The organism is Luteimonas sp. WGS1318 (genome assembly GCF_043187535.1).
In the GTDB taxonomy this organism is placed as follows: domain Bacteria; phylum Pseudomonadota; class Gammaproteobacteria; order Xanthomonadales; family Xanthomonadaceae; genus Luteimonas.
In genome coordinates this window covers 1,430,170-1,453,126 of the sequence record NZ_CP171131.1, presented here as the reverse complement: position 1 = coordinate 1,453,126, position 22,957 = coordinate 1,430,170, and the positions used below count along the sequence as shown (strand labels likewise).

The window sequence follows — 22,957 nt, the reverse complement described above, 5'->3', positions numbered from 1 at the left end:
CTCGTCCGACGCCGATGACCGACGCCGCTCCGCCCTCCGCTTTCCGGCTGTCGATGCCGGCCCGCGTGCTCCTCGCCCTGGTGCTCGGCGCGGCTGTCGGCCTCTCGTTGTCGGCGTGGGATGCTGATATCGCAACGTCGGCGGCCGACATCGCGCAACCGGTCGGCCGGCTCTGGCTCAATGCCTTGCAGATGACCGTGGTGCCACTGGTCGCGGCGCTGGTGATCGTCGGCATCAATTCGGCGGCCGATGCGGCGGCCTCGGGCCGCAGCGCGCGGATGGCGATGGCGGTGTTCGCGATCCTGCTCGCCGTGTGCGGCGCGTTCGCCGCGGTCGCCGCGCCCGCGTTCCTGGCGCTGCTGCCCCGCGACGAGGCGCAGGTGGCGCTGTTCCGCGCCGCGATCCAGGCGCCGGAGGTCCTGCCGCAGGCGCCGGACTTCGGACTCTGGATCACCAGCGTGATCCCGAGCAATGCGATTGCCGCCGCGGCGGCGAGCGCGATGCTGCCCCTGGTGGTGTTCTCGATGTTCTTCGGCTTCGCGCTGACCCGGCTCGAGCCCGAGCGGCGCCAGCGCATGCTGGAACTGGTGCGGGCCATCGGCGACACCATGCTGGTCATCGTGCGCTGGGTGCTGTGGGCCGCGCCGCTCGGCGTGTTCGCGCTGGTGCTCGCCGTCTGCGCGCACGTCGGGCTCGGCGTGCTCACCGCGCTGGGCTATTACATCGCGCTTCAGTGCACGCTCTATGTCGGGATCACGCTGCTGATGTACGGCGTCGCGGTCGTCGTCGCCAGGGAAGGATTGCGGCGCTTCGCCAGCGCGCTGCTGCCGGTGCAGGCGATCGCCGCGAGTACCCAGTCGTCGCTAGCCTCGTTGCCGGTGATGGTGGACAGCGCGCGGCAGCGCCTGGGCTATCCGCTCGCGGTGACCTCGCTCGTGCTGCCGATGGCGGTGTCACTGTTCCGGATCGCGAGCCCCACGCAGTACCTGAGCGTGGTGATCTTCATCGCCTGGATGTACGGGGTCGAGCTGGGACCGGCCCAGCTGACGATCGCGGTCGGCCTGAGCATCGTCATCAGCATGGGCTCGGTGGGCCTGCCGGGCCAGGTGAGCTTCATGACCAACAATCTTCCGGTCACCCAGGCGATGGGGCTGCCGGTCGAGCCGCTGGGCGTGCTGCTCGCGGTGGACACCATTCCCGACGTTTTCGCGACCGTCGCCAACACCAGCGGCCAGGTCACCGCGACGGCCGTGGTCGCCCGTCGCAGCGGCGCCACCGACCTGCCCGATCCCGGATCCACCTCATGAACGACGCGTTCGTGCTGTACCACAATCCGCGCTGCTCGAAATCGCGCGCCGCCCTTGCGCTGCTGGCCGAGCACGGCATCGCGCCGCGCGTCGTGCACTACCTGGACACCCCGCCGGACGCGGCGACGCTGCGCGCATTGCTGCGCATGCTCGACCTCGAACCACGCGCCCTGCTGCGCAGCGGCGAAGACACCTACCGCAGGCTCGGGCTCGCCTCGCACGCCCTCGACGACGACGCCCTCGTCGAGGCGATGGCCGCACACCCGGAACTGATCGAACGCCCCATCCTCGTGCGCGGGACACGCGCCGTGATCGGGCGCCCGACCGAACGTCTGCGGCAGCTGCTGGACTGAGGCCTCAGGCCTTCCGCTTGGCCACGTGCATCGCCGCCGCGCGCGCGGGCGCGGCGAAGCTGTCGGTGCGCGCGTGCGGCCAGAAGGTCCGGAAGACCGCGTGCTCGGGCACGCCGCCCAGCAGCTCGCCGGGCTCGAGAAACCGGTACAGCGCCGCGAGCGAGCGCACCTCGGTCGGCGACACGCGCCGCAGGATGTGCTCGGGCCCGAGCTGCATCGGATGTTCCAGACCCGCCGCGCCCAGCATGTCGCGCAGCGCGCGCAACGTGTTGCGATGGAAATGGAACACGCGGTCCGCCTTGTCCGGCACGTCGAGCAAACGCCAGCGCGCCGGATCCTGCGTGGCGATGCCCGTCGGACAGTGGTCGGTGTGGCAGGTGCGCGACTGGATGCAGCCGAGCGCGAACATGAAGCCGCGACCCGCGTTGCACCAGTCCGCGCCCATCGCCAGTGCACGCGCGATGTCGAACCCGCTGGTGATCTTGCCGGCGGCCGCAACCCGCACCCGTTCGCGCAGCCCGACGCCGACCAGCGTGTTGTGCACCAGCATCAGCGCTTCCTGCAGCGGCAACCCGACATGGTTGATGAACTCCGACGGCGCCGCGCCGGTGCCGCCCTCGGCACCGTCGACGACGATGAAGTCGGGCACGATGCCGGTCTCGAGCATCGCCTTCGCGATTCCGAACCACTCCCAGGGATGGCCGATGGCGAGCTTGAAGCCGGTCGGCTTCCCGCCCGACAGCGTGCGCAGGCGGTCGACGAACTCCAGCAGGCCCACCGGCGTGGAGAACGTGGTGTGCGCGGCCGGCGATTCGCAGTCCACGCCGATCGGGATGCCGCGCGTTTCGGCGATTTCCGCCGTGACCTTCGCGCCGGGCAGCATGCCGCCATGGCCGGGCTTGGCCCCCTGCGACAGCTTGAGTTCGATCATCCGGACCTGGGGGTCGGCCGCCTGCGCGGCAAACCGGTCTTCATCGAAACGGCCCTGCGCATCGCGGCAGCCGAAGTAGCCCGAACCGATTTCCCAGACCAGATCGCCGCCATGCTCCCGGTGGTAGGACGCGATCGCACCCTCGCCGGTGTCGTGATAGAAGTTGCCCCGTTGCGCGCCGAGATTCAGTGCCCGCACCGCATTCGCCGACAGCGAGCCGAAACTCATCGCCGAGATATTGAAGACGCTGGCGGCATAGGGCTGCGCGCGTTCCTCGCCGACCGGGATGCGGAAGTCGTGCGACTCCGCATGGGCGGGCACCAGCGAATGATTGATCCATTCGTAGTGCGAGCCGTACATCGGCAGCTCGCTGCCGAACGGCACCACGTCGCTGACGTTCTTCGCCCGCTGGTAGACCAGGGCGCGCTGCTGGCGCGAGAACGGCACCTCGTCCTGGTCGTCCTCGATGAAGTACTGGCGGATCTCGGGACGGAACGACTCCAGGCCGTAGCGGAAATGCGCGGTCAGCGGATACAGCCGGCGCAGGGTCGCCTTCGGCTGCAGGATGTCGAGCGTACCCAGGACGGACAGGCCGGCGAACACCAGTGTCGCCAGCATCCAGCCGACGCTGCCGACGCGCAGCACCATCAGCAGGGATACCAGTGTCATCACGACGCTCGCGCCGTACGCCAGGTAACGGACCATCGGTCTCCTTCTCGGGATTGCGGACAGGGAGACGGCGCAACCGCACGCGGATCGCGGGCCCGTCAGTGCCGTCATCGTAAGCAACGGCCCGCTGCAAGTGCGTCAAGGCTGAACCGCGGCGTCAGGGTGACGACTTCACGGCGGTTTGGCATCGAGCGCCCTAGCGTGGTGCTCCCCGACGTCGTTCCCCGCCCCCATGCGCCATGACGCCCACCACCATGTGATCCTCGCCGAAATGGCCCGCGCCGTGCGCATCGGCCAGCCCGATGCGGACTGGCACGAGGTGGAGCCCGCGCTGCGGGAGATCTGGGAGCACGCCCCCCGCGCCGTCACGTGGAGCGCGGTCAGGAGCGAAGCGGCACGCCACTGGCGCTTCGGTGAGGCGCTGCCTCCGTGTGCGGTGGTCTCGTTTCCTTCCCGCCCGCCCTCTACACCCCCGCTGGCACAGGAGTCGGCCGCATGATTTCCGCACGCGCCCTATGGCGGGTCATCGTCGTGCCGCTGTACGTGGTGCTCGCAGGCGCGATCTTCGCCGCCGCCATGGCGCAGACGGCAGGTTCGATCATCGGTGGGCTTGCAGCCCTCGCGCCGTGGGCGTTGGTGCTGGCCGCCGGCCTCGCGATGCTGCTCGTGGCCGGTGGCGTGCTGCGTATCCGTCGCCGGCTGCGCTGCATGCGCCGCTCGATCCGTCGCCAGCGCGAGCGTCGCGCGGCCGCACGCAAGACGCCTGCGGCGTCGACACGATGGGCGCAAGCGCCGGCGTCCTGGAGTGACACCACGCGCGGTTGAACCGCGAGGCGGCAACTTCGCCGTCCGGGACCGACAGCGTCGCGACGCCTCGACGCACTCGACGCGGAGGAAATTGTGGATCAGTCGAGCAGCGCCTCGGCAATGTGTATCCGATCCCGTCCCGCACGTTTGGCCAGATACAGGGCGGCATCCGCGCGGGCGAACCAGTCTTGCCAGTCCCCTTCCCCGCTGTGCATGGCGCCACCGATCGAAACCGTGACCGGTCCCGCGGGGCCGCGTACCCGCTCGAACACCACCGTGCGCAGGCGTTCGGCCGCGGCAGCCAGCGCCTCCTCCGAGCCGATGGGCAGGACCAGCACGAACTCTTCGCCGCCGAAGCGGTAGACCGCGTCGCCCTCGCGCAAGGCCTCGCGCAGTACCTCGGCCAGCGTCACCAGGACCGCATCACCGGCGGCGTGGCCGAACGTGTCGTTGACGGCCTTGAATCGGTCGATGTCCAGAATCACGAGCCCGGTGCGTCCCCGCTCGCGCCCGGCGACGATCTTGCGCAGGCGCGCCTCAAGCACGCCGCGATTGGACATGCCGGTCAGCGGATCCTGGTTCGCCCGCAGCTCGAGTGAATCGCTGTGCGCGCGCACCCGTCGCGAGAATGCGTACGAGAACGCGTACACCAGGCCCCACGTCACCGGCGTGGCGAGGTGGGCGCCGCCGCCCGTGCGCGTCAGCAAGGCCATGGTGGCGACCGCAACCAGCAACAGGCCGCAGACCGCCGCCAAGCGCGTTCCGGCGATGTAGAAATTGGTCATCAGGGCGACATACACCCAACCGTCGGCCGCCGCCCCCAGAAGAAGGGATGCGCCGATACAGGCGGCGGTGTTGAACACCACCATCATTCTGCCCGCGAGCTCGATCCGCCCCTCGCGCCAGGCCAGCCGGACGATCGCCACGATGCCGAGCACCACCAGCGCGTCGAAGCCGGCTTCGCGCCATTCTCCGCGCATCAGCCGCCAGACCAGAAACCCGAGCAGGGCCGAAGCCGTCGTCAGTCCCAGCAAGGAGATGATCGCGAGTCTGAAGTTGTCCCTGAACCTGGAGATCATCTGATCCGACATCGCAATGACGCGCGTCGCTCCCCCACCCTTCGGCACGCACGGCCGAAACGTCCACTCTAGGCGCGGCGCGATGAACCGCGCGGCATTCATGTCGATCCGCCGACGGATGGCATGGCGGTCTGAGTGCTGGTGCCCGGAGCCGGAATCGAACCGGCACGACCTTGCGGCCAACGGATTTTAAGTCCGGTGCGTCTACCAGTTTCGCCATCCGGGCAGGCGGTGCCAGCGTGCCTGAGCGCAGGCAGGATTGGAACCGGGCGTAACAAGGCCCAACGAAAAAGCCCCGCGTGCGCGGGGCCTTTCGAACTGGAGCGGGAAAAGGGGCTCGAACCCTCGACCTCAACCTTGGCAAGGTTGCGCTCTACCAACTGAGCTATTCCCGCGATGAACCGATTGTAACGCCGTGCCTGATGGAAGCGCCGGCTGGAGGCCTGGGTCGGAATCGAACCGGCGTACACGGATTTGCAATCCGCTGCATAACCACTCTGCCACCAGGCCGGTGACCCGACGGCTGGCCGAAGCCTGCCGACAAAACGAAACCCCGCGTACTGCCCGGGGTTTCGCGTTCGAAACTGGAGCGGGAAAAGGGGCTCGAACCCTCGACCTCAACCTTGGCAAGGTTGCGCTCTACCAACTGAGCTATTCCCGCTTGGGAGGCGAAATTCTACCGTTCGCCGCCGGGGTGTCAATACTTGTTCTTCTCTGCGGCACGCATGATCGGCCATGCGGCACGCAGATAGGCGAGGCCCGACCACAAGGTCAGCACCGCCGCGATCGCCAGCAACCAGTCACCGATGACGAAGACCACGTGTCCCATCCACGGTTCCGGACGGGGCGGACGTTCGGGCGTCACCGAATACAGCAGGCACAGCAGCGCGACCATCTGCGCGATGGTCTTGATCTTGCCGATCGCTGCGACCTTGACCGCCGCGCGCTGGCCCAACTCGGCCATCCATTCGCGCAGCGCCGAGACCGCGATCTCGCGGCCGACGATCACCGCGGCCCAGAACGCCATCCACGGCGTCGGATGGCCCTGAACGATCAGGAACAGCGCGACCGCGACCATCAGCTTGTCGGCTACGGGATCGAGGAATGCGCCGAAGGCCGAGTACTGGTGGTATTTGCGGGCGATCCAGCCGTCGAGCCAGTCGGTGAGCGACGCGAGCCCGAACACCAGCACGGCGGCGAAATTGGTCCATTTGAACGGCAGGTAGAACACCAGCACCAGCACCGGAATCATCATGATCCGGAGCAGGGTGAGCCAGGTGGGAATCGTGAATTTCATTGCAAGCCTGTGGGGGAATCAGTCCTGGCCCTGGCCGGGGGTACCCGTGTCGAGCCCGTGTAGGGTCGCATAGATGCGCGTGGCCAGCGCCGCGTTGACGCCTTCGACCAGCGCGATCTCTTCCGCACCGGCCGCCTTGAGCCCGCCCAGGCCACCGAAGTGCTTGAGCAGGCTCGCCCGGCGTCGCGGGCCGATGCCGGGAATATCCTCCAGTCGACTGGTGTTGCGTGCCTTCTGCCGCCGCCCGCGATGGCCGGTGATCGCGAAGCGATGCGCTTCGTCGCGCACCTGCTGGACCAGCTGCAGGCCAGGCGATGCCGCGCCCGGCTTGAGTTCGCGCCCGTCGGGCAGCAGCAGGGTCTCGTCGCCGGGTTTGCGCGCCTCGCCCTTGGCCACGCCGACGAGACAGACGCCGGTGATGCCCAGCGTGTCCAGCACGTCGCGCGCCTGGGCGACCTGCCCTGCACCGCCGTCGATCAGCAGCACGTCCGGCACGACGCCGTCGCTCTCCACCGCGCGTTTGAAGCGGCGCGTCAGCGCCTGGTGCATCGCCGCGTAGTCGTCGCCCGGCTCGATGCCGGCGATGTTGTAGCGGCGGTATTGGCCGCGCACCGCGCCATCGGCATCGAACACCACGCAGGACGCGACCGTCGCTTCGCCCATCGTGTGGCTGATGTCGAAGCATTCGATGCGCTGCGCGATCTCGGCAAGGCCCAGCATCTCGCGCAGCGATTCGGCGCGCGCATGCTGCGCGGCCTGGCTGCCCATTTCGCTCGCCAGCGCGATCTCGGCATTGCGCCGGGCGAGATCCACGTAGCGCGCGCGGTCGCCGCGCACGCTGGTCTTGATCTGCACGCGCCGGCCGGCGGACTCGCCGAAGGCCTGCTCCAGCAACGGCAGGTCTTCGATCGCACGATCCAGCACGATCTCGCGCGGTGGCGGCTGCTCGGCGTAGTGCTGGGAGACGAACGCGGCCAGCACCTCGGCGGGATCGTCGCTGCCGTTGGTGCGCGGATGGAAGGCGCGCGTGCCGAGGTTGCGACCGTCGCGGAACGACAGCAGCAGCACGCAGGCATGGGTGCCGCGCATCGCGCAGGCCAGCACGTCGAGCTCGGCGACGCGGCCATCCACGTACTGGCGCGCCTGCATGCCGCGGATGTTGCCGAGCAGGTCGCGCAGGCGCGCGGCCTCCTCGAAATCAAGACGCTCGGCGGCGGCCTCCATGTCCCGCGCCACTTCGTCGTTGAGCGCATCGCTGCGCCCGTCGAGGAACATCGAGGCGCGGCGCACCGCATCGGCGTAGTCACGTTCGGACACCAGGCCGACGCACGGCGCGGTGCAGCGTCCGATCTGGTGCTGCAGGCAGGGCCGCGACCGGTTGCGGAACACGCTGTCTTCGCAGTTGCGCAGCTTGAACAGCTTCTGCATCAGGTTCAGCGTCTCGCGCACCGCGGTGACGCCGGGGTATGGGCCGAAATAGCGCCCGGGCACATTGCGCGGCCCCCGGTGCACCGCGATGCGTGGCCACGCATCACCGGTCACCAGCACGTAGGGATAGCTCTTGTCGTCGCGCAGCGAGACGTTGTAGCGCGGCTTGAGCGACTTGATCAGCTGGTTTTCCAGCAGCAGCGCCTCGGCCTCGGTGCGGGTGACCGTGACTTCCATGCGCGCGATCTGCGCGATCATCGCCATCGTGCGCGTGGCTTTCGGCGTGGCGTTGAAGTAACTCGCCACGCGCTTGCGCAGGTCGGCCGCCTTGCCGACGTAGAGCACCGACTCGTCCTCGGCGAGCATGCGGTAGACGCCGGGGGCGGTGCTCAATCCTGCGACGAACGCCTTGCCGTCGAACACCACACCTCCCGTGCGTCCGCGTCGGACCGGGCCGGTCATTCGCCGATCGGGACGTGGCGCAAGGCGCCCGTCACGGGGTCGAGACGCAGCACGGCGTGCGCGTCGGTGTCGGCGATCCACACCGCGTCCGCGGAGACCGCGAGGCCGGCGGGCGCGTGCAGACGCTGGGGAAGTTCGAACGTGGTCAGCTCGCCGCCGCCCAGGCGCAGGCGTCGCAGCGTGTCGTTGCCGCTGTCGGCGATCCACAACACGGGCGCGCCGGGGTCGAGCGCCAGCGCCTGCGGGTTCTGCAGGCGGGCGTCGGTGCGCGCGCCGTCCACCCGCCCGAACTGCCACGGGTCCTGCCCGACCAGCGTCGTGACCTGGCCGGTGCGGGTATGCACGCTGCGCACCGCCGAGCCCGCCGCGTCGCAGACATAGAGCGTCTGCTGCACGCAGGCCAGGCTCACCGGCTCGGCGAACGCCGCCATGCCGACGCTGCCGTCGGTGACCGCGAGCCGACCACTGCCCGCGACCAGGGCGATCGTCGAGGTGCCGAGATCGAGACGCCAGATCCGGTTGTCGCCGGCGGTGGCGATGAACAGCTTGTCGCCGGCGAGCACCACGTCGCGCGGCTGGTCCAGCGCCACCGCACGCGGATCCGCGAGCGAGCCTTCGAGCGTCGTGCCCGGACGGCCGGCGCCGCAGACGGTGGTGATGTCGCCGGTGCGCAGTTCGATCGCGCGCACCGCGTGATTGCCGGTATCGGCGACGTAGAGCACGTCGCGCTGCACGAACAGCCCGTGCGGCCGCGACAGGGCCGCGAGCTCCATCGGGCCGTCGATGAAGCCCGGACTGCCACTGCCGAACTGACGCAGGATGCGCCCGCTGGTGTCGCACTCCAGCACGCGGTGGTGGCCGCTGTCGGCGACGTAGAGATAGTTGCCCGACAGCGCCAGGCCCACCGGAAACCGCAGCGGCAACGGCGGTTCGCCGCTGCGCCGCAGGCGCACCGGATCGGCGTTGAGCAACTGCGGCGTCAGCTCGGAAATCAGCGTCGCGACGCGGGCATCGAGTTCGCGCAGACCGCCCTCACCGACGATGCGCCCGCGCACATTGCCCTCGCCGTCGAGCAGCACGACCGTTGGCCAGGCCTCGATGCCGTACTGCTGCCACAACGTCCAGTCGCCGTCGTGCGCGATCGGAAACTCGTGCTGCTGCGCGTGCGAGCGCTTGCTGCTGCGCCGCACTTCACGCTCGGCGTCGAAACGCGGCACGTGCACGGCGACGACCTGCAGCCGTTCGCGATGCCGCGCGCGCAGGTGACCCAGATCCGCGAGCCGTTGCTGGCACCAGGCGGAGCCGAGATTGACGAACGCGATCGCACAGACCTTGCCGCGCAGCTGGGCCATGCGCAGCGGGTCCGTCAGATTCAGCCATTCCAGGCTGGCCGGAAACTCGGGCGCGGGCGCGGCGTCGGCGGTCATGGCCGGATTATGCGCGATCGGACGCCCTGCTGGCGCGGAGACGATCGACGATGGCGACGGCCGCCCGGTCGACCCGATGCCAGACCGCTTCGAAGTCCTCGGCATCCCCGGTGTAGGGATCGGGCACATCGCCCTCGCCCAGCCCGGCCCAGGCCATCAGGCGGTCGATCTCGGCAGTGGCATCGGCCGGCCGGCGCGCGCGCACGATACGCCGCGTGCTGTCGTCGGCGCACAGCAACGCATCGAATCGCGTGTAGTCGGCGTCCTCGAGCACCCGCGCGCACAGGCCGGCGATGTCGACGCCATGACCGGCGGCGGTGTGCACCGCGCGCGGGTCCGGCGGGCCGCCCACGTGCCAGTCGCCGGTGCCGCAGGAATCGACGACGATCCGGTGCTGCAGGCCGGCCGCCTCGATCCGCGCGCGCAGCGCACCCTCGGCCATCGGCGAGCGGCAGATGTTGCCGAGGCAGACGACCAGCAGCCGGGTCACGCCGCGCTGCCCGCAGCCACGCGGGCTTCGGCCCGGGCCAGATCTTCGGGGGTGTCGACCCCGGGCGGAAACGGATCCGGCGTGATGCCGACCGCGACCCGGAAACCGGCTTCGAGCACGCGCAGCTGCTCCAGCATCTCGGTCTGTTCCAGCTGGCCCGGCGGCATCGCCGCGAAGCGTCGGAGAAACCCGGCGCGATAGCCGTAGATGCCGATGTGCCGCCACCAGTCGCCGGCCGGCAGGCGGCTGCGGTCCTGCGCGAACGCGTCCCGCGGCCACGGCACCGGCGCACGACTGAAGTACAGCGCATCGCCGTTGGCCGCACGCACCACCTTCACCGCGTTGGGATCGAACAGCGTGTCCACGTCCTGCACGGGCGCGGCCAGCGTCGCCAGCGCGACACCGGGTTCGGCCGCCAGCGCGGCCACCGCGCGGATTCCGGAGGCCGGCGCGAAGGGTTCGTCGCCCTGGAGGTTGACCACGATCCGGTCGTCGTCCCAGCCGGCCAGCGCGGCGCACTCGGCGAGGCGATCGGTGCCCGAGGCGTGGTCGGGCGACGTCATCGCCACCCTCACCGGCGTCGCAGCGAGCGCATCACGCACGCGCACGTCGTCGGTCGCCACCCAGACCTCGGACGCACCGGCGTCCAGCGCGCGGCGGGCGACATGCAGCACCAGCGGCTCGCCCCCGAGCAACTGCAGCGGTTTGCCCGGCAACCGGGTGGAGGCATAACGCGCCGGAATGGCGACGACGAAATCGGTGATGTCGGTCATGACGGCATTGTCCCAGATCGTCCCGGGCACGGCGGGCCACTGTGGACGCCGCGGCTCAGCGCAGCGCCGACAGCCGGTCGAGCAGCGCGATCCAGAACGCCTCGGGCAGGCGCGCCGAGACCGGCACGCTGAAGTGGCGCTCACCGGCGAAGCGCATGCACTTCACCGCGTCCTTTTCGGTCATCAGCACCGGCAGGTCGCTGCCGAATTGCAGGTCCTCCGGGGTGTAGCGATGGTGGTCGGCGAAGGCGTGCGGCACGACCGCGACGCGATGCGCACGCAGCGTGTCGAAGAACCGTTCCGGATCGCCGATCCCGGCCACGGCATGCACGCGCTGACCGGCGAAGGTCTCGATGCGCCGCGGGCGGCCGCCGAGCAGTGGCAACGCATGGCCGGTTTCCAGCGCCATGGGCCATTCGCCGAACCGCGGCGTGATGTCGGCATCCATCGCGGTATTGAGCACCCGGAAATCGCACTCCGCGCCGCGTGCGGCCGGCTCGCGCAGCGGACCGGCAGGAATCAGCAGGCCGTTTCCGTAGCGGCGCCGGCCGTCGATGACCTCGATTTCCACGTCGCGCTTGAGCCGGTAATGCTGCAGTCCGTCGTCACAGACCACGATGTCGCACCCGGCCGCGATCAGTGCGCGGGCGGCGGCGACGCGATCGGCATCGACGCGCACCTTCGCCCCCGTGCGCGCGGCGATCAGCACGGGCTCGTCGCCCGACAGCGCAGGATCGCTGACCGCCTCCACCCAGCGCGGCGTGCCGGCCGCCTCGCGTCCGTAGCCGCGGCTGGCGACGCCCGGGGTCCAGCCCGCGGCCTGCAGCCGTTCGACAATCGCGATTGTCAGCGGCGTCTTGCCGCTGCCGCCCGCGATCAGGTTGCCGACGACCAGCACAGGACGCGAGACGCCATGCCGGCGCAGGAACTTCAGCCGCAGCCGCGTCGCCGCACCGTAGACGCGGGCCAGCGCCCGCGCATGCAACGGCGGCCGGCGCCCGTCGAACCAGTACTTCGGCGGCTTCACGCGCTGCGGTCCCCGCCCTCGCCGTCGCGGAACTGCATGCGATGCAGGTGGGCGTACAGCCCGCCCTGGGACAGCAGTTCCTGGTGCGTGCCGCGTTCGACCAGGCGGCCGTGGTCGAGCACCAGCACCTGGTCGGCGTGCTCGATCGTCGACAGCCGGTGCGCAATGACCAGCGTCGTGCGGTCGGGCATCAGATGGTTCAGCGCGTCCTGCACCAGACGTTCGGATTCGGTGTCGAGCGCGGCGGTGGCTTCGTCGAGAATCAGGATCGGCGCGTCCTTGAGCATCGCGCGTGCGATCGCCAGACGCTGGCGCTGGCCGCCGGACAGCCGTCCGCCGCGGCTGCCGATGCCGCTGTCGAGCTGGTCGGGCAGCTTCTCGACGAATTCCATCGCATTGGCGCCGCGGATCGCATGCTCCAGCGCCTCGGGCGTGGCGCTGGCCATCTCGCCGTAGGCGACGTTCGCGGCGATCGAGTCGTCGAACAGCATGACCTGCTGGCCGACCAGCGCGATCTGCCGGCGCACGTCGGTCAGCCGGTACTCCTCGATGGGATGGCCGTCGAGCAGGATCTCGCCGGTCGCCTGGGTGTAGAACCGCGGGATCAGCTTGATCAGCGTGGACTTGCCGCTGCCGGAGCGGCCGATGATCGCGGTGACCGTGCCCGGCTTCGCAATGAAACTGACGTCCTGCAGCGCCGGATCGGACTGCCCGGGGTAGCGGGCGCCGACGCCGCGGAACTCGATCTCACCGCGCGCGCGCGTCAGCGGCCGGCTGCCGGTGTCGCGCTCGTCGTCGGCATCGAGGATTTCGAACAGACGCTCGGCCGAGGCCACGCCCCGCTGCAGCATGTTCTGCACGTTGGTCAGCTGCTTGAGCGCGGGAATGATCGCCATCATCGCGATCATCAGCGCGACGAAGCCGCCGGCGGTCAGGCGGCCCTGCGAGGCCTCGTAGCCGGCGATGACGATCAGCAGCGCCAGACCCACCGAGCCCATCAGCTGCACCACCGCCGACGAGATCGCGCGCGTCGCCTCGACCTTGAGGTTCAGCCGCATGTGCGTGTCGGCGACCGCGCGATAACGCGCATTCTCGGCCGCCTGCGCGCCGTAGATCTTCACTTCCTGCTGGTTGCTCAGCGACTGGTCGGCCGCCTGCAGCAACAGCGCCGAACTGTCCTGGATGTTGTGGCTGACGCGGCGATAGCGACGCGCGACCTTGCCCATGATCCACGACAGCGGCGGCGCGATGACCAGGATCGTCAGCGTCACCTGCCAGCTGGTCCACAGCATCACGATCAGCGAGGCGATGATCTGCAGCGACTGCTGGATCATCACCTTGGCGGCGTCCACCGCGGCCTGCGAGACCTGGTCGGAGTCCGAACCCAGACGCACCAGCATCGACGGCACCGGCTCGGCGTCGAAGCGCATGCCCGGCAGGCGCAGGTACTTGCCCAGCACGCGCACGCGCAGATCGCGGGCGATGCCGCGCCCGGCCTTGGCCATGTTGTAGTCGGCCAGATACCCGGCGATGCCGCGCATCACGAACAGGCCGATGATCGCCGCCGGCAGCCACAGGTTCACGCCCGCGTTCGTCCCGACGAAGGTCTCGTCGATGATCGGTTCCATCATCTTGGTGAAGGCGCCGCCGGCGGCCGCCTCGATCAGCATGCCGACCAGCGCGACCGACAGCAGCCCGCGGTACTCGGTGGAGAACGTCAGCAGCCGGCGATAGATCGGCCACGCACGGTCGGCACGCGGCGGCGCGCCCGCGGGCGCGGTGTCGGCGACGGAGCCCACGTCAGGGTCCCTGCGTGGCATCGACGGGCGCCGCCGACGTGGTCTGCGGCGCGGTCGCGTTGGCGATCCGGGTGAAGCCGAGCTGGCCCAGTGCGTCGTAGGCGGTGACCACCGCCTGCCACGGCGTACGCGCATCCGCGCGCAGCAACACGGTGCGCTGGCGGTCGTCGCCGGCGACCTCGGCGATCGTACGCTTCAGCGATTCGACATCGGTACGCAGCGCTTCGCGGTCGTCGACGAAATAGCGGCCGTCGGCATTGATCAGCAGGCTCAGCGTGCCGTCCTGCGCATCGTTGCGCTCGCCGGTGGCCTGCGGCAGTTCGAGCTTGAGCACCGAGCGCGCGTCGAAGGTGGTGGTGATCACGAAGAAGATGATCAGCACCAGGATCACGTCGATCAGCGGCACGAGATTGAGCTCGGGATTGTCCTCGGCCCGGCGGTCACGGATGCGCATGCGTCAGCCCTGCGCCGCGGCCTGCGCGGTTTGACGGCTGCGCGGGTCGATCGCGTCCATCAGCGCGATCGCTTCGTGCTCCATCTGCACGATGTAGCCGTCGATGCGCGCACGGAAATGGCGGTGGAACATCAACGCCGGAATCGCGACGACCATGCCCGCGGCCGCACACACCAGCGCCTTGCCGATGCCGCCGGCGAGCTGGTTCACGTCGCCCACGCCGTGGTCCATCACGCCCAGGAACATCTGGATCATGCCGACGACGGTGCCGAACAGGCCCAGCAGCGGGCCGGCAGCAGCGATCGTGCCGAGCGCGTTGAGATAGCGCTCCATGCGGAAGGCGATGTGCCGGCCGACGTCCTCGACCCGCTCGCGGATCTCCTCGCGGGGCCGGTTGCGCACGTCCAGCGCGGCCGCCAGCAGCGCGCCGAGCGGCGCGGTGTTGCGCAGCGATTCGATGTGCGCCGGATCCAGCGCGCCGCGCGCCGCCCACACCCGCACCTCCTGGCCCAGCCCCGGCGGAAGCACGGCGGTGCGGCGCAGGGCCCAGAAGCGCTCGACGATGATCGCCAGCGCGAACGCCGACAGCAGCAGCAGCGGAATCATCGGCCAGCCGCCGGCCTTCACCAGTTCGAGCACGCAAACCCCTTCGGCCCGCGGCCGGTTCAATCGTCGGAATAGGATAGCGTAGCCCGCGCCTGCTCCCAGCGCGCATCCCGGCGCGCGGCATCCCAGAGCCGTGGATGCCGGAGGCGCTGCGCCGCCACGGCCGGCCCGTCGGCGTCGATCTGGATCCGCAGCGCGCCGCCGGTGGCCGTGCCCAGGACTGCGCTGCCTGCCCCGGCCCAGCGCTCGGCCACCGGGGCGTGCGGATGGCCGAAGCGGTTGCCATGCCCCGCCGACATCAGCACGTGGCGCGCACCGGTCGCCGCGACGAAGGCCGGATCGGACGAACTGCGGCTGCCGTGATGCGCGGCCACGACGACATCCGCCTGCAACGCGGCGGCGTCGCGGTGGACCAGCAACCGCTCGACGACGGCATCGATGTCACCGGGCAACAGCAGCGCGCCGTGCGCGGTCTCGACCCGGAGCACGCAGCTGGACGGATTGCGGAACGCCGGGAAGTACACGTCCGGGTGCAGAAAGCGGAAGGTCACGCCGTCCGCCTGCCATGCGCTGCCGGCCAGACACGGCGCGGCGCCGGGTACGCGGTCCCATTGCGGGGCGAACACCACCGGCGCTGCGAAACGGCGCTGCACCGCGGCGAAACCACCGGCGTGGTCGGCGTCGCCGTGGCTGACGACGATCGCGTCCAGGCGGCGCACGCCCAGCGCATGCAGCGCCGGTACCACAACGCGTTCGCCGGCATCGAAGCCGTCCGGCACCGCCGGGCCGGTGTCGTAGAGCACCGCATGCGTGGCCGTGCGCACCAGCACTGCCAGGCCCTGGCCCACGTCCAGCACCACCGCTTCAGCAGCGCCGGGCGTAGGCAGTTGCCGGTCCGGCCACAGCAGCGGCAGCCACAGCAGCGCGGCGAGGGCCTTGCCCGGCACCCCGCGCGGCAACAGCATCCAGAACGCGGCGAACAGCGCCAGTGGCAGGGCCAGGGCATGCGGTTCGGGCAGCCACCACAACGCGAACGGGCTGGCGGCGAGACGCTCGAACAGCGGCCAGCTCAGCTCGAACGCCCACGCGGCAAGGCGCCAGGCCCAGTCGCCCGACCCCGACTGCAGGGCTTCGAGTCCGGTGCCCACCAGGGCCAGGGGCACGACGACCAGACTCCACCACGGAATCGCCACGAGATTGGCGACCGGCCCGGCGAGCGAGGCCTGCCCGAACAGCGTGGCCGTCAACGGCAGCAAGCCGAGCGTGGCGACCCATTGCGAGGCCACCAGGCCCCGCGCCGCCGACAGATCGCGCGCGTCGGGCAGGCACCACACCAGCCAGGCGACGCCGGCGAAACTCAGCCAGAAGCCGGCCGACAGCACGGCCATCGGATCGACCAGCACCACAGCCGTCGCCGCATACGCCAACGCGTCCGCAATCCGCAGCTGGCGACGTGCCAGCCGGGCCACCGCCACCACCGCGATCATCAGCACCGTGCGTACCGTGGGCAGCTCCCAGCCGGCGACCGCGGCATAGCCGGTCGATGCCAGCAGGGCCACCACCGCCGCGCCCTGCGGCCGTGGTGTCACCCGCGCCAACGCAGGCACGCACCACCACAGCCCGTTGGCCAGCAGGGCGAAGAAGCCGCCGACCATGCCGACGTGAAAGCCCGAGATCGCGATCAGATGGGTGAGGCCGGTCGCGCGCAACGCTTCCCAGTCCAGATCGCCGAGCGCGCGCGTGTCGCCGATCGCGAGTGCCCGGACGTAGCGCGACGCGTCGCTGTCGACCACGGAGTCGATCCGGTCCGCCACCGCGTCCCGCCATCCGTCGATACCGCGGCGACCGCTGTCACGCTCGACCGCCTCGCGCGTCCGCACGTAGCCGACCGCGGTGATCCGCTGGGCCATCGCATGCTTCTCGCCGTCCATCCAGCCCGGGTTGCGCAGGCTGCGCGGCGCACGCACGCGCGCGGTGAACCGCCAGTGGCTGCCGGGCTCGATCCCGCGCCTGCGCGCATCGGGGTCGCTGCCGCGCGCGTCGTACCAGGTCAGGCGCAGCAGGCGTCCGCGCAGCGCATCCGGAATCCCGTCGTGGTCGTCGACCCGGAACGCGAACCGGGTGCGCTGGGCCTCGTGGACCGGCAGCTGCACCACGTGGCCGCTCAGTGCGATATCCGCGCGTTCCAGATCGCCCGGCAACTGCAATCCGAGGCTGTGCGCGACATGCAGCCCGCAGAGCGCGGCGCCGAGAAGGCCGGCGCCGCCGATGCGCCACCATCGGCGGCCGCGTGCCCAAGCGGCGATGCCGACGAGCACACCTGCACCCAGTGCCCCCACCGGAGGCAGGCACGGCAAGGCCAGCAGGCCGGCGGCGCCGAGCACCAGAGCAGTCGCCGTCGCGAGGCCGAACACCGGCACGAGAGGCCGTCTCTCGCGCGCATCCGCCTGGACGTCTGCGCGTGTCGCGCCCGGCGTGTCGAGAGGATGCACCGTGTCTTGAGTTGGCCCCATCGCAGGAGCGTGTCTGCGCGCAGGGGCACGGCCCATCCGCATTCCGGGCGCCGCGATGTCGGGAAAGCCCGGTCGCGCGGCCCTTCATGCGGGCTGGGCGATCATGGCGCCCGATGTCCGACACCCCGCCCGTCCGCAGCTTTCCGCCGGTCATCGCCGACGACGCCCGCGTGCTCGTGCTCGGCAGCATGCCGGGCCACGCGTCGCTCACCGCGCACCGCTACTACGCCCATCCGCGCAATCTCTTCTGGCCGATCATGGGCGCGCTGTTCGACGCCGGACCGGCGCTGGACTACGACATCCGCCTGCTGCGGCTCCAGGCCGCGGGCATCGCGCTGTGGGACGTGGCCGGCGAATGCGTCCGTCCCGGCAGTCTCGATGCGCGCATCCGTGCCGACACCGTGTTGCCCAACGACATCCCGGGCCTGCTCGATGCCCACCCCGGCATCCGGCGCATCTGCTTCAACGGTGCGACCGCCGAAGCCCTGTTCCGGCGCCACGTGATGCCGGCACTCCCCACGCCGCCCGAGCATGTGCGTCTGCCGTCGACCAGCCCGGCACACGCGGCGATGTCGTTCCACGCGAAGCTCGAGGCCTGGCGGACCGGACTCCGGCTCGCGTCCTGAGCCGATCAGACCGCAACGGATCGTCCCGCGCGAACGCCGCGCCGCCGGTCATCGCGCTGGCATGCTGGTGGCCCTGCCGATCGCCACGGAGCCGCCATGACCACGCTGATCCAGCCACGCACACACGATCTCGGCGGCGGCTTCGAGGTGCGCCGCGCGGTGCCCACCCTGCAGGCGCGGAGCGTGGGACCCTTCGTCTTCGTCGACCACATGGGCCCCGCGGTCTTCGAGCGCGGCGCCGGGATCGACGTCCGCCCGCATCCGCACATCGGCCTGGCCACCGTGACGTTCCTGTGGGCCGGCACGATCCACCACGCCGACACCCTGGGCTCGTCGCAGGACATCACCGTCGGCGACGTCAACTGGATGACCGCCGGGCGCGGCATCGCCCATTCCGAACGCACCCCCCTCGCCCTGCGCGAGGGCGAGCAGCAGCTGCACGGCATGCAGACCTGGGTGGCCTTGCCGAAGGCCCACGAGGAAACCGCACCGGAATTCCACCACCACCCGGCGAGCACCCTGCCCCAGTTCCGCCGCGACGGCGCCTGGGTGCGGGTGATCGCCGGGCGCGGCTTTGGCGAGGAATCGCCGGTCCGCGTGTTCGCCGACACGCTCAACGTCGCGCTCGACCTGGAGCCTGATGCCGAACTGACGATCCCGCCCTCGCACGCCGAGCGCGCGCTCTACGTCCTCGAGGGCGATGCCCAGCTCGACGGTGTCGATGTCCCGGCCCGGCATCTCGCCGTGCTCGATTCCGGCGCGCGAACCGTGCTGCGCGCGAAGACGCCTTTGAAGGCGATGCTGTTCGGCGGCGAGCCGCTCGACGGCCCGCGCCACCTGTGGTGGAACTTCGTGTCGTCGTCCAGGGAACGCATCGAGCAGGCCAAGCAGGACTGGCGTGATGGCCACTTCGGCACGGTGCCCGGCGACGACGAGTTCATTCCGCTTCCAGAAAGGTGAACTGCGTCACACAATATTCCGCGGCGCAGCACGCAAGTGGGCGTATCGTCAAGGCGGGGCGACGTCAAACAGGGGAAACGTGATGCAGACCACAAGATCGCTGGCATTGATCGGCACGTTGCTGTGCGCCGGCGCGGCACATGCGCAGTCGGCCAACGACTGTCCGCAACTGCCGTCGGGCACCACCACGCAGTGGGAAGTCCAGCAGGGACCGAGCTTCGTGTTCTGCCGCGCGGTCGAGCGCGACACCGCGCGGCAGGCCTTCGCGGTGACCATCGGGCGCGACGCGACCTTCAAACCGCGCCGCACGGACCGCGTCGGCGACCGGGTGACGATCGACGGCAACCAGACCTACTGGCACGCGCCGCAGAACGATCTGCTCGCCGGCACCCTCGTGCGCGAAACACTGCTGGAACTGCCCTCGGGCGATTACGCACACATCATCGTGCGCGCTAACGACGAGACCCAGCTGACGCGTGCATTGCGGGATGCGGAAGGCCTGCACTTCTCCGACATCCGCCTCGGCAGTAAGTAAGCCCGCGTGGGGCGGCCGGGCCATGCCCAGCCGCCCAAGCCTGGTTCGCCAGTCTGCGCGGGGCGCCGGAGCATCGGCTCAGAAGCGGCCCTGCTGAAAATCGACGAACGCCTGCATCAGTTCCTCGCGGGTGTTCATCACGAACGGCCCATGGCGGGCGACCGGCTCGCGCAGCGGACGGCCTGCGACGAGGATCAGCCGCGTCTCCGCATCGCCGGCGTGGAGCTGCAGGCGTACGCCGCCGCCGAGCACCGCGAGCTCCTGTTGCGCCAAAGGCCGTGCGTCCTCGCCCTCGCCCACCTCGAGCCCACCTTCGTAGACGTAGACGAAGATGTTGTGGCCTTCGGGCAGCCCGTAGGTCCAGGTGGCGCCGACCTGCAGCGTGATGTCGAGGTACACCGGATCGGTGGCCGGTTGCGCGATCGGACCGGACACGCCGTCGACCGTGCCGGCGATGAGCTTCACCGACACGCCGGCCGCCGGTTCCACCACCGGCAGTCCATCCGGCGCGAATTCCTGGTACTTCGGCGCAGTCATCTTGTCCTTCGCCGGCAGGTTGATCCACAGCTGGAAGCCGCGCATGCGGCCGGCCTCCTGTTCCGGCATTTCCGAATGCACGAGGCCACGGCCGGCGGTCATCCACTGCACGCTGCCCGGCACCAGCAGGCCTTCGTTGCCGTGGTTGTCCTTGTGACGCATGCGCCCGTCGAGCATGTAGGTGACGGTCTCGAAGCCGCGATGCGGATGGTCGGGAAAGCCGGCCAGGTAGTCCTCGGCGCGGTCGGTTCCGAACTCGTCGAGCATCAGGAACGGATCGAGATCCGGCAGCTGCGGCGTGCCGATGACGCGGGTGAGCTTGACGCCCGCGCCATCGCTGGCGGCCATGCCGCGCACGGTGCGGACGATGCGGGCGGCATCCGGGATCGCGTTCATCGGTCGGTTCCTCTCAGGGGTGCACAAGACGATGCGGGCATCACAGCCGGATTGCATGTGCACGGGTGGAACGGAGGTTTCCGCGCGGGCGGCAATGTGCAGGAGCGCGCTGGCGCGCGACCTGGGCTTCCCGGGAACGCCCCTTCGCGCGCGAGCGCGCGCCTACACGAGCCGCGCCGGGGTTCGCGTGACCGCGGGGTAAGAGTTGCCGCGACTCAGCGCGCGGTGATCCGCCAGGCGCGATGGATGCGCGGGTTGCGTTCGAAATCCGGCGGGATCGTCGCCGGGCTGATGTCCTCGACGTGCGCGAACGCGCCCACCGCTTCGGTGTCGAGCTTGAAGCGGCGGAAATTGTTGGAGAAATACAGCACACCGCCCGGCGCGAGGCGCGCGACCGCGGCCTCCAGCAGGCGCACGTGCTCGCGCTGGATGTCGAAGTCCTTGGCGCGCGCGGAGTTCGAGAACGTCGGCGGGTCGCAGAAGATCAGGTCGAACTGCGCGGTCTCCGCTTCCAGCCACTGCAGGGCATCGGCCTGGACAAGGCGATGTTTCGCACCGCCGTAGCCGTTCGCGGCGAGGTTGTCGGCGCACCACTGCAGGTACGTGCCCGACAGATCGACGGTGGTCGTGGTCCGCGCGCCGCCGCCGGCGGCGTGCACGGTCGCCGCGCCGGTGTAGCCGAACAGGTTCAGGAAACGCGTGTCGGCGGCCTCGTCCGCAATGCGCAGGCGCATCGGGCGGTGGTCGAGGAACAGGCCGGTGTCGAGATAGTCGAACAGGTTCACGCGCAGGTGCACGCGGCCTTCGTCGACCAGCAGGAACTCGTGCCGCGCATCGAATCGGCCGTATTTGCTGCCGCCCTTGCCCTTCGAACGCGTCTTGACCGCGATGCGCTCGCGCGGAATGCGGAATACGTCGCGCGCGGCAGCCAGCACGTCACCGAAACGGCGCCGGGTCACGTCCTCGGGAATTTCAGCCGGCGCGGCGTATTCCTGGATGTGCAGCCACAGCGGTGCGCCCTCGGCGCTCACGTCGGCCTCGGACTGGATGTAGACGTCGATCGCGGCCGCGTATTCGGGCAGATCGGCGTCGTAGACGCGGTAGCAACTCACGCCCTCGCGCTCGCGCCAGGTCTTGAACTTCCGCAGGTTCTTGCGCAGGCGATTGGCGACCATCGTCGCGCCTTCGCCCAGTGCTTCAGGGTTCTCGCTGACCGCACGCTGCGGTGGCCGCACCGGGTCGCAGACGATCAGGCTGCACTCGATCGCGCCGTTGAACACCTGGTACTTCTTCTTCGCGCGCAGGCCGGTCGCGTGCGCGAGTTCGGGGTCACCGCACAGCAGGCTCGCGCGCCACTCGGGCACCGCGCGTGCCAGCGCATTGCCCAGCGTGCGGTACAGCGCGGGATCGGCGGCCAGACGCGCGTCGTAGGGTGGATTGCAGACCGCGAGGCCACGCTTCACCGATTCGGCCAGCGCGGCGTCTTCCTGCGACGCCGGCGGGACCGGCGCCTGCAGCGTGGCGATATCGCCGATCTGCCAGTCGATCGCCTCGCGCAGGCCGGCGGCGGTCGCGTTCTCGCGCGCGGCATGGATGGCATGCGGGTCGAGATCGCGGCCGAAGAACACCGCGCGCAGGCGCTGACGTCCGGTGCGCTCGCGGGCGAGCGCCTCTTCGCACAGCGCCTGCCAGTGCGCGACATCGAATTCGCGCCAGCGGCTGGGCGCACGCCCGGCCGTCGCCGCACCGCCGTCGCGCGCCAGACCGGGCGCGACATCGGCGGCCATCAGCGCGCCTTCGATCAGCAGCGTGCCGCTGCCGCACATCGGGTCGAGCAGCGCGCCGCCTTCGGCATACAACGCCGGCCAGCCGCCGCGCATCAACACCGCGGCCGCCAGGTTTTCCTTCAACGGCGCCTCGCCCTGCGCGCGGCGCCAGCCGCGGCGATGCAGCGGACCGCCGCCGAGATCGACCGACAGGATCGCGCGGCCCTTGCGCACCACCAGACTCAGGCGCAGGTCCGGCGATTCGACGTCGACATCCGGGCGCGCGCCCGTCGCTTCGCGCAAGCTGTCGACGATGGCGTCCTTGACCCGCTGTGCGGCGTAACGCGCATGGGTGATCGCGCTGCCCGAGACGTGCGGGTCGATCGCCAGCGTCATCGTCGCGTCGAGATGCGCGGTCCAGTCGATGGCGCGCGCGCCGGCGTAGAGCGCGTCCTCGTTCTCGCAGGCGTAGTCGGCGATCGGCCACAGCACGCGGCTGGCCAGGCGCGACCACAGCACCGCGCGTTGCGCGTCGTGCAGCGTGCCTTCGACATTGGCGCCGGCGGTCGTGGCCGTGGCATGCGCGCAGCCGAGGGCGAGCAGCTCGTCGACGAGGAGGTATTCGAGGCCCTTGGGGCAACTGGCGAAAAATTTCATGGGAATCCGGGTGGTACCTAAACGATGTTCGCGCCTTGCTTCACGATTCCGGCGCATG

The 22,957-nt window shown here is 70.2% G+C and carries 21 protein-coding genes and 4 tRNA genes; 7 read left to right on the top strand and 18 right to left on the bottom strand.

Going from position 1 to position 22,957, the window contains the following annotated elements:
• Nucleotides 1-14 precede the first annotated feature (14 nt).
• Together ACF3M1_RS06625 and arsC are read left to right on the top strand one after the other, a co-directional pair.
• Nucleotides 15-1,307, top strand: coding sequence for a dicarboxylate/amino acid:cation symporter (locus tag ACF3M1_RS06625; protein ID WP_394004789.1), 1,293 nt, complete (start codon nucleotides 15-17; stop codon nucleotides 1,305-1,307).
• Complete coding sequence (arsC, locus tag ACF3M1_RS06620; RefSeq protein ID WP_394004788.1) at nucleotides 1,304-1,660, top strand: arsenate reductase (glutaredoxin); 357 nt, start codon at nucleotides 1,304-1,306, stop codon at nucleotides 1,658-1,660. The genes ACF3M1_RS06625 and arsC overlap by 4 nt, the downstream gene beginning before the upstream one ends.
• Nucleotides 1,661-1,664: 4 nt before the next feature.
• On the opposite strand, the gene ACF3M1_RS06615 is transcribed toward arsC, so the two are convergent.
• Nucleotides 1,665-3,296 carry an FMN-binding glutamate synthase family protein gene (locus ACF3M1_RS06615; protein ID WP_394005205.1) on the bottom strand — a complete coding sequence of 544 codons (1,632 nt, stop codon included), beginning with the start codon at nucleotides 3,294-3,296 and terminating at the stop codon, nucleotides 1,665-1,667.
• Between the two features lie 196 nt (nucleotides 3,297-3,492).
• On the opposite strand from ACF3M1_RS06615, the gene ACF3M1_RS06610 reads away from it, so the two are divergent.
• Both ACF3M1_RS06610 and ACF3M1_RS06605 read left to right on the top strand, forming a co-directional pair.
• Nucleotides 3,493-3,759 (top strand): hypothetical protein, encoded by a 267-nt coding sequence (locus ACF3M1_RS06610; protein ID WP_394004787.1) that lies wholly within the window; start codon nucleotides 3,493-3,495, stop codon nucleotides 3,757-3,759.
• Nucleotides 3,756-4,085 carry a hypothetical protein gene (locus tag ACF3M1_RS06605; protein WP_394004786.1) on the top strand — a complete coding sequence of 110 codons (330 nt, stop codon included), beginning with the start codon at nucleotides 3,756-3,758 and terminating at the stop codon, nucleotides 4,083-4,085. Before ACF3M1_RS06610 ends, ACF3M1_RS06605 begins: the two co-directional genes overlap by 4 nt.
• An 80-nt stretch (nucleotides 4,086-4,165) precedes the next feature.
• On the opposite strand, the gene ACF3M1_RS06600 is transcribed toward ACF3M1_RS06605, so the two are convergent.
• The 15 genes from ACF3M1_RS06600 to ACF3M1_RS06530 form a co-directional block, all read right to left on the bottom strand.
• Entirely contained in the window at nucleotides 4,166-5,248 is a 1,083-nt protein-coding gene (locus ACF3M1_RS06600; RefSeq protein ID WP_394004785.1) for a diguanylate cyclase, read from the bottom strand.
• Nucleotides 5,249-5,285: 37 nt separating this feature from the next.
• A tRNA-Leu gene (locus ACF3M1_RS06595) sits at nucleotides 5,286-5,372 on the bottom strand.
• Nucleotides 5,373-5,465: 93 nt separating this feature from the next.
• A tRNA-Gly gene (locus tag ACF3M1_RS06590) sits at nucleotides 5,466-5,541 on the bottom strand.
• A gap of 41 nt (nucleotides 5,542-5,582) precedes the next feature.
• A tRNA-Cys gene (locus tag ACF3M1_RS06585) sits at nucleotides 5,583-5,656 on the bottom strand.
• Between the two features lie 75 nt (nucleotides 5,657-5,731).
• Nucleotides 5,732-5,807, bottom strand: a tRNA-Gly gene (locus ACF3M1_RS06580).
• A 36-nt stretch (nucleotides 5,808-5,843) separates the two neighbouring features.
• Entirely contained in the window at nucleotides 5,844-6,443 is a 600-nt protein-coding gene (pgsA, locus tag ACF3M1_RS06575) for a CDP-diacylglycerol--glycerol-3-phosphate 3-phosphatidyltransferase (protein ID WP_394004784.1), read from the bottom strand.
• Between the two features lie 18 nt (nucleotides 6,444-6,461).
• Entirely contained in the window at nucleotides 6,462-8,333 is a 1,872-nt protein-coding gene (uvrC, locus tag ACF3M1_RS06570; protein ID WP_394004783.1) for an excinuclease ABC subunit UvrC, read from the bottom strand.
• Complete coding sequence (locus ACF3M1_RS06565) at nucleotides 8,330-9,760, bottom strand: redoxin domain-containing protein (RefSeq protein ID WP_394004782.1); 1,431 nt, start codon at nucleotides 9,758-9,760, stop codon at nucleotides 8,330-8,332. Before ACF3M1_RS06565 ends, uvrC begins: the two co-directional genes overlap by 4 nt.
• Before the next feature lie 7 nt (nucleotides 9,761-9,767).
• Entirely contained in the window at nucleotides 9,768-10,202 is a 435-nt protein-coding gene (locus tag ACF3M1_RS06560) for a low molecular weight protein-tyrosine-phosphatase (RefSeq protein WP_394005204.1), read from the bottom strand.
• A 44-nt stretch (nucleotides 10,203-10,246) separates the two neighbouring features.
• Nucleotides 10,247-11,023, bottom strand: a complete 777-nt coding sequence (gene kdsB, locus ACF3M1_RS06555; protein ID WP_394004781.1) for a 3-deoxy-manno-octulosonate cytidylyltransferase — start codon at nucleotides 11,021-11,023, stop codon at nucleotides 10,247-10,249.
• A gap of 55 nt (nucleotides 11,024-11,078) precedes the next feature.
• Nucleotides 11,079-12,050 carry a tetraacyldisaccharide 4'-kinase gene (lpxK, locus tag ACF3M1_RS06550; protein WP_394004780.1) on the bottom strand — a complete coding sequence of 324 codons (972 nt, stop codon included), beginning with the start codon at nucleotides 12,048-12,050 and terminating at the stop codon, nucleotides 11,079-11,081.
• Nucleotides 12,047-13,849, bottom strand: a complete 1,803-nt coding sequence (msbA, locus tag ACF3M1_RS06545; RefSeq protein WP_394004779.1) for a lipid A export permease/ATP-binding protein MsbA — start codon at nucleotides 13,847-13,849, stop codon at nucleotides 12,047-12,049. Before msbA ends, lpxK begins: the two co-directional genes overlap by 4 nt.
• 1 nt (nucleotide 13,850) lies before the next feature.
• The gene (locus ACF3M1_RS06540) at nucleotides 13,851-14,303 is read right to left on the bottom strand and encodes an ExbD/TolR family protein (RefSeq protein WP_394004778.1); all 453 of its coding nucleotides are present in this window, start codon (nucleotides 14,301-14,303) and stop codon (nucleotides 13,851-13,853) included.
• A gap of 3 nt (nucleotides 14,304-14,306) precedes the next feature.
• On the bottom strand, nucleotides 14,307-14,942 hold the full coding sequence (locus ACF3M1_RS06535; RefSeq protein WP_394004777.1) for a MotA/TolQ/ExbB proton channel family protein: 636 nt from the start codon (nucleotides 14,940-14,942) through the stop codon (nucleotides 14,307-14,309).
• Between the two features lie 26 nt (nucleotides 14,943-14,968).
• Nucleotides 14,969-17,401, bottom strand: a complete 2,433-nt coding sequence (locus tag ACF3M1_RS06530) for a DNA internalization-related competence protein ComEC/Rec2 (protein WP_394004776.1) — start codon at nucleotides 17,399-17,401, stop codon at nucleotides 14,969-14,971.
• 134 nt (nucleotides 17,402-17,535) lie between these two features.
• Between ACF3M1_RS06530 and ACF3M1_RS06525 the strand changes: the two genes are divergently transcribed.
• From ACF3M1_RS06525 to ACF3M1_RS06515, 3 genes are all read left to right on the top strand, one after another.
• The gene (locus ACF3M1_RS06525) at nucleotides 17,536-18,048 is read left to right on the top strand and encodes a DNA-deoxyinosine glycosylase (protein WP_394004775.1); all 513 of its coding nucleotides are present in this window, start codon (nucleotides 17,536-17,538) and stop codon (nucleotides 18,046-18,048) included.
• Nucleotides 18,049-18,144: 96 nt separating this feature from the next.
• Nucleotides 18,145-19,008 carry a pirin family protein gene (locus tag ACF3M1_RS06520; protein WP_394004774.1) on the top strand — a complete coding sequence of 288 codons (864 nt, stop codon included), beginning with the start codon at nucleotides 18,145-18,147 and terminating at the stop codon, nucleotides 19,006-19,008.
• An 82-nt stretch (nucleotides 19,009-19,090) separates the two neighbouring features.
• Entirely contained in the window at nucleotides 19,091-19,543 is a 453-nt protein-coding gene (locus ACF3M1_RS06515) for a hypothetical protein (RefSeq protein ID WP_394004773.1), read from the top strand.
• A 78-nt stretch (nucleotides 19,544-19,621) separates the two neighbouring features.
• Here ACF3M1_RS06515 and ACF3M1_RS06510 read toward each other — a convergent pair whose 3' ends face one another.
• Both ACF3M1_RS06510 and rlmKL read right to left on the bottom strand, forming a co-directional pair.
• Nucleotides 19,622-20,476: a pirin family protein gene (locus tag ACF3M1_RS06510; protein WP_394004772.1), complete on the bottom strand. Its 855-nt coding sequence runs from the start codon at nucleotides 20,474-20,476 to the stop codon at nucleotides 19,622-19,624.
• A gap of 215 nt (nucleotides 20,477-20,691) precedes the next feature.
• Complete coding sequence (rlmKL, locus tag ACF3M1_RS06505) at nucleotides 20,692-22,899, bottom strand: bifunctional 23S rRNA (guanine(2069)-N(7))-methyltransferase RlmK/23S rRNA (guanine(2445)-N(2))-methyltransferase RlmL (protein ID WP_394005203.1); 2,208 nt, start codon at nucleotides 22,897-22,899, stop codon at nucleotides 20,692-20,694.
• Nucleotides 22,900-22,957: the final 58 nt, after the last annotated feature.